This window comes from Micromonospora sp. NPDC052213, assembly GCF_040679695.1.
GTDB lineage: Bacteria > Actinomycetota > Actinomycetes > Mycobacteriales > Micromonosporaceae > Micromonospora.
The window spans coordinates 1-5571 of sequence record NZ_JBFAVI010000271.1; the positions used below are offsets into that span (position 1 = coordinate 1).

Consider the following 5571-nt stretch of genomic DNA (forward strand, 5'->3'; position numbering starts at 1 on the left):
GATCTGCGTGAGCACGTCGATGCAGTAGCGGTCGTCGTCGACCATCTTCTCGATGCCGCGGACCTGCCCCTCGACGCGGCGCAGCCGCGCGAGCAGTTGGTCCTTGCTGGCGGTGTATCCCCGGGTCGGGGTTGGCGTGGCGGTCATCCGTCAACTATAGCCAACCCCCGGGGGGTATTCCCAGTCAGTCTTGCCGTCGGCGCGGCGGCGGTCATCGGGGCGACAGCCAGGTCGACGCCGCACTGCCGACAGGGGCGGGAGCGCGGCGTCGACCCGGGCCGGGGCCACGGTCAGGCCCGAGCCGCCTCATACCCGGCTTCTTCGAGTGTCTCGACGACGCGGGCATCGTCGATGTCGCGGCCCGCCCGCAGCGTGGCGCGGCCGGCGGCCAGGTCCACCTCGACGGCGTCGACGCCGTCGAGCTCACTGAGCAGGTTCTTGACCTTGTTGGCGCAGCTGTTGCAGGTCATGCCGGTGACCTTGTACACGGTTGTACTCACGATCGCACTCCTCACTCATACCCGGCAGGGGTATCTCTGCGTCCGACCGTACGTCATGGCAGATGTCTTCGCAACCACGGCGAGACAGGGGCATTCGCCGCGACGCGTCGCCTGCCGCTTGCCGGCGTCATATACCCCTCCCCCCTACGTGTATATGCTGTCGGCTACCCAGAGGGGGTATGACGCATGGAGGTGCGAGGTGGACAAGATAGTCGTGGTCGGGGCGTCGCTGGCCGGGCTGCGTGCCGTTCAGGCTCTACGCAGGGAGGGCTTTGCGGGTGAAGTGACGCTGATCGGCGCGGAGCCGCACGACCCGTACAACCGGCCGCCGCTGTCCAAGAGCGTTCTGCGGGGCGACGACGATGTCGTCTTGCCCGGGGCAGAGGAGTTCGACGGGCGTTGGCTACGCGGCAGGACGGCGGTGCGCCTGGACACCGTCGACAGGGCGGTGGTCGTGGATGACGGCACGGTGGTTCCCTATGACGGCCTCGTCATCGCGACCGGAGCCCGGCCGCGGCGGCTGGCCGAGCACCCGGCCGGCGTGCACACGCTGCGGACGCTCGAAGACGCGCTCGCTCTGCGCGCCGCCCTGGCAGAACGCCAGCGGCGGGTCGTGGTGATCGGCGGCGGCTTCATAGGCGGCGAGTTCGCCTCGACCGCACGGTCCCTCGGTCATGCGGTCACGGTCGTCGACAGCGCGGCGCACCCCATGCTCGCCGCCCTGGGCGCCGACGCCGCCCGCTGGCTGGGCGCCCACCACCGCCGCAACGGCGTGGACCTTGTCTCTGGCGTGCGCGTCACCGGATTCCACGGCACGACGCGGCTCGCCGGCGTACGGCTTGCGGACGGAGCGGTGATTCCGGCGGACCTCGTGGTCGCCGGCATGGGTGTGGTGCCCAATACCGAATGGCTGGACGGTAGCGGCCTCACCGTTGAGAACGGCGTGGTGTGTGAGCCGACTCTGCACGCCCGGGGCGCGGACGACATCGTGGCCGCCGGGGACGTGGCCCGCTGGCCACACCAGTTGTTCGGCAACACCTTGGTCCGGGTCGAGCACTGGGCCAACGCCAATGACCAGGGTGCGGCGGCCGCGCTGAACCTGCTGGCCGGGCCAGAGCACGCCACGCCGTTCGCGGATGTGCCCTCGTTCGCCACGAACGTGCACGGCGCACGGATCCAGATCGCCGGGCTGCCGCATCTGGCCGAGGAGGCGAAGCTGGTCACCGGAACCTTCGAGGACGACCAGTTCTCGGTCGGCTTCACCGCCAACGGCCTGCTGGTCGGCGCGGTGGCGGTGAACTCGCCAAGAGACTTCGTCCGCCTGAAGCGGGGGGTCGCGGCGGGCAACCCACTGGAGCTGTGAGCCACCCGCACGGGGCAGACCCGAGCGTGGTCCCGATCACCGAGACCGGGACTTGATACCCCTAGGGGGTATGGATAACCTTTCTACATCGGGCGGACGGCGGCTCGGGCCGCCGAGCCGCGAGTGTCATCGACATCAATAGAAGGGCGGTCGTCATGGAGACCAGGACCTACACCGTTATCGGCATGACGTGCTCGCACTGCGTCAACTCCGTCGGGTCGGAGATCGGCAAGATCCCCGGCGTCACGGACGTGCAGGTGGATCTGACCAACGGCACCGCGACCGTCACCAGCGATCGGCCGCTGGACGACGCGGCGGTCGCCGCGGCGGTCGACGAGGCCGGCTACGAACTGGGAAGGTAGTCATGCGAAATTCGATGAAGCTGGGTGCGTACGCGCTGGGTTTGGCGGCGGTGTTCACGGCCGCCCTCGGGGCCGGAGACGCGGCCGGGACGGCCCCGGCCGCGCCGGCGTCACACGACGACGCTCACGCCGGCGGCAACGCTCGTGCCGGGGAGCACAGCGCTGCCGGGGAGCACAGCGCTGCCGGGGAGACCGGCGGGGGTGGGCAGCTGCCGGCCGGCCTGCAGGTGACCCAGGATGGTTACCGGCTCGCGCCGGTGTCCGCGACCCTGGCCACTGGTGCGCCTGAGGAGTTCCGCTTCCGAGTGCTGGGCGCGGACGGCGCCCCGGTCACCCGGTATGTGACCAGCCACGACAAGGATCTGCACCTGATCGTGGTGCGCCGGGACCTGGCCGGCTTCCAGCACCTGCATCCGACGCTGGCTGCCGACGGCACCTGGTCGGTGCCGATCGCGGTCGCCGCGCCCGGGCAGTACCGGGTATTCGCCGACTTCCAGCCTGACGGGCACGCCGACGGGCTGACCCTCGGCGTGGACGTGCCGGCACCGGGGGACTACCGTCCGGCGTCGCTGCCGACCCCGGCCCGCACCGCGACCGTTGACGGTTACGCCGTCACGCTCGACGGCGACCTCACGCCCGGCGGGTCCTCGACGCTGACCCTGTCGGTCAACAAGGACGGGCGGCCGGTGACCGACTTGGAGCCGTACCTCGGCGCCTACGGGCACCTGGTGGCGTTGCGCGACGGTGATCTGGCGTACCTGCACGTGCACCCCGACGGCACGCCCGGCGACGGGCGTACGGCGGCCGGGCCGCAGGTCACCTTCCACACCGAGGTCCCGTCCGCCGGCGCGTACCGGTTGTTCCTGGACTTCCAGCACGGCGGGAAGGTCCGCACCGCCGCGTTCACCGCGGTGGCCGGGCAGGCCGGACAGACCGGCCCGGCCGGAACTGCGTCGAGTGCCGCCACACCGGCGCCCACCACGTCCGCCGGCCACGGCGGGCCGGGCCACACCCACGGGTAAGGAGACAACGACATGACATCCGTCGGTAACCGCTTGCAGGTGGCGCCGAATCAGATCGAACTGTCGATCGGGGGGATGACCTGTGCCTCCTGCGCCTCTCGCATCGAGAAGAAGCTCAATCGCATGGACGGGGTCACCGCCACGGTCAACTACGCCACCGAAAAGGCGAGCGTGACCTTCCCCGACGGCCTGACGCCGGCCGATCTGATCACGACGGTGGAGAAGACCGGCTACACCGCCCGGTTGCCAACGCCGCCCCAGCCGCCTGGGGAGGGACCCGTCGAGGCGACACCCGCGGTCGATGAGTTGAGCGGGCTACGGACCCGGCTGTGGGTGTCGCTGGCGCTGTCCGTGCCGGTGGTCGCGATGGCGATGGTGCCAGCGCTGCAGTTCACCAACTGGCAGTGGCTGTCCCTGACCCTCGCCGCACCCGTCGTGGTGTGGGGTGCGCTGCCGTTCCACAAGGCCGCGTGGACGAACCTACGCCACGGTGCGGCCACCATGGACACCTTGATCTCGATGGGCACCCTGGCGGCGTTCGCCTGGTCGCTGTGGGCGCTGTTCTTCGGCACCGCCGGCACGCCGGGCATGACGCACCCGTTCAGCCTCGACATCGGCCCCAGCGACGGGGCGGGCAACATCTACCTGGAGGCCGCCGCCGGTGTCACGACGTTCATCCTCGCCGGCCGGTACTTCGAGGCCCGGTCCAAGCGCCGCGCCGGCGCGGCGCTGCGAGCCCTGCTCGAGCTCGGCGCCAAGGACGTCGCGGTGCTTCGTGACGGGGTGGAGATCCGCGTGCCGGTCGCCGAGCTGACGGTGGGAGACCGGTTCGTCGTACGTCCAGGAGAGAAGATCGCCACCGACGGCGTGGTCGAGGAAGGCGCCTCTGCGGTCGACGCCAGCATGCTGACCGGCGAGTCCGTCCCCGTCGAGGTCAGCCCTGGTGACGCGGTGGTCGGGGCGACGGTCAACGCCGGCGGCCGTCTGGTGGTACGGGCAACCCGGGTCGGCGCCGACACGCAGCTGGCCCAGATGGCCAAGCTGGTCGAGCAGGCGCAGACCGGCAAGGCGGCCGTACAGCGCCTGGCGGACCGCATCTCCGGCGTGTTCGTGCCGATCGTGATCGCCCTCGCGGCGGGCACCCTGGGCTGGTGGATTGGCGCCGACGCCGGGCTGACCGCCGCGTTCACCGCCGCGGTCGCGGTCCTGATCATCGCCTGCCCGTGCGCCCTCGGCCTGGCCACCCCGACCGCCCTGCTGGTCGGCACCGGCCGCGGCGCCCAGCTCGGCATTCTGATCAAGGGGCCTGAGGTGCTGGAGTCGACGCGCAGGATCGACACGGTGGTGCTGGACAAGACCGGCACCGTCACCACCGGCCAGATGACCCTCGTCGACGCCATCGCCGTGGACGGGCAGGACAGCGACGAACTGGTACGCCTCGCTGGAGCCGTCGAGGCGGCCTCGGAGCATCCGATCGCGCAGGCAATCGCCCGCGCCGCCACCGAGCAGCACGGCACGCTGCCGCAGGTGTCCGACTTCGGCAACCTGGAAGGCCTCGGCGTACGCGGCACCGTCGACGGTCACGACATGCTCGTCGGCCGGCTGCGGCTGCTTGGCAAACAGGGCTGGCAGGTGCCGGTCGACATCGAGCGGGCCACCGCCGCTGCGGAGGCGGCCGGGCGGACCGCGATCGTGGTCGGCTGGGACGGCACTGCACGGGGAGTGCTGGCCGTTGCGGACGTGGTCAAACCCACCAGCAAGGAGGCGATCGCAAAGCTCCGTGCGCTCGGGATGACCCCGGTGCTGCTCACCGGCGACAACACCACCGTCGCCCGAACAGTGGCCGCCGAGGTCGGCATCGACCAGGTCATCGCCGAGGTGCTGCCCGCCGACAAGGTCGACGCGGTCAAGCGGCTCCAAGCAGAGGGCAAGGTCGTGGCAATGGTTGGCGACGGAGTCAACGACGCCGCTGCCCTGGCCCAGGCCGACCTCGGTCTTGCCATGGGCACGGGGACCGACGTGGCGATCGAGGCGTCCGACCTGACCCTGGTCCGGGGCGACCTGATGGCCGCCGTGGACGCGATCCGGCTCTCCCGCCGCACCCTGCGAACCATCAAGAGCAACTTGTTCTGGGCCTTCGCCTACAACGTCGCCGCCCTGCCACTGGCGGCAGCCGGGCTACTCAACCCCATGATCGCCGGCGCCGCGATGGCCTTCTCCTCGGTCTTCGTCGTCGCCAACAGCCTACGACTGCGCCGCTTCACCACCGTCCGGTAGCGACAGAACCACCGCCCCGCGCCGCTGCCACCTCGGCGGGTGGCAGC

Annotated in this window: 6 protein-coding genes; 4 read left to right on the plus strand and 2 right to left on the minus strand. The window is 70.8% G+C overall.

Annotated elements, in window-relative coordinates; genetic code table 11:
• Both AB0L34_RS32610 and AB0L34_RS32615 read right to left on the minus strand, forming a co-directional pair.
• On the minus strand, positions 1-147 hold a 147-nt coding region (locus tag AB0L34_RS32610), incomplete at its 3' end, for a metal-sensitive transcriptional regulator (RefSeq protein WP_363709390.1).
• Between the two features lie 143 nt (positions 148-290).
• Positions 291-500: a heavy metal-associated domain-containing protein gene (locus AB0L34_RS32615; protein WP_363709382.1), complete on the minus strand. Its 210-nt coding sequence runs from the start codon at positions 498-500 to the stop codon at positions 291-293.
• Between the two features lie 199 nt (positions 501-699).
• Here AB0L34_RS32615 and AB0L34_RS32620 point away from each other — a divergent pair, with 199 nt between their 5' ends.
• The 4 genes from AB0L34_RS32620 to AB0L34_RS32635 all read left to right on the plus strand — a co-directional run bounded on the left by AB0L34_RS32620 (position 700) and on the right by AB0L34_RS32635 (position 5524).
• Entirely contained in the window at positions 700-1863 is a 1164-nt protein-coding gene (locus AB0L34_RS32620) for an FAD-dependent oxidoreductase (protein WP_363709384.1), read from the plus strand.
• A 155-nt stretch (positions 1864-2018) separates the two neighbouring features.
• Positions 2019-2225, plus strand: a complete 207-nt coding sequence (locus AB0L34_RS32625) for a heavy metal-associated domain-containing protein (RefSeq protein ID WP_350712625.1) — start codon at positions 2019-2021, stop codon at positions 2223-2225.
• Between the two features lie 2 nt (positions 2226-2227).
• Complete coding sequence (locus AB0L34_RS32630) at positions 2228-3247, plus strand: hypothetical protein (protein ID WP_363709386.1); 1020 nt, start codon at positions 2228-2230, stop codon at positions 3245-3247.
• Positions 3248-3259: 12 nt separating this feature from the next.
• Complete coding sequence (locus AB0L34_RS32635; protein WP_363709388.1) at positions 3260-5524, plus strand: heavy metal translocating P-type ATPase; 2265 nt, start codon at positions 3260-3262, stop codon at positions 5522-5524.
• The last annotated feature ends 47 nt before the right edge of the window (positions 5525-5571 follow it).

Coding starts and splice junctions, on each gene's coding strand:
- AB0L34_RS32625 (WP_350712625.1), top strand. CDS start 2,019: ATGGAGACCAGGACCTACACCGTTATCGGCATGACGTGCTCGCACTGC.
- AB0L34_RS32630 (WP_363709386.1), top strand. CDS start 2,228: ATGCGAAATTCGATGAAGCTGGGTGCGTACGCGCTGGGTTTGGCGGCG.
- AB0L34_RS32635 (WP_363709388.1), top strand. CDS start 3,260: ATGACATCCGTCGGTAACCGCTTGCAGGTGGCGCCGAATCAGATCGAA.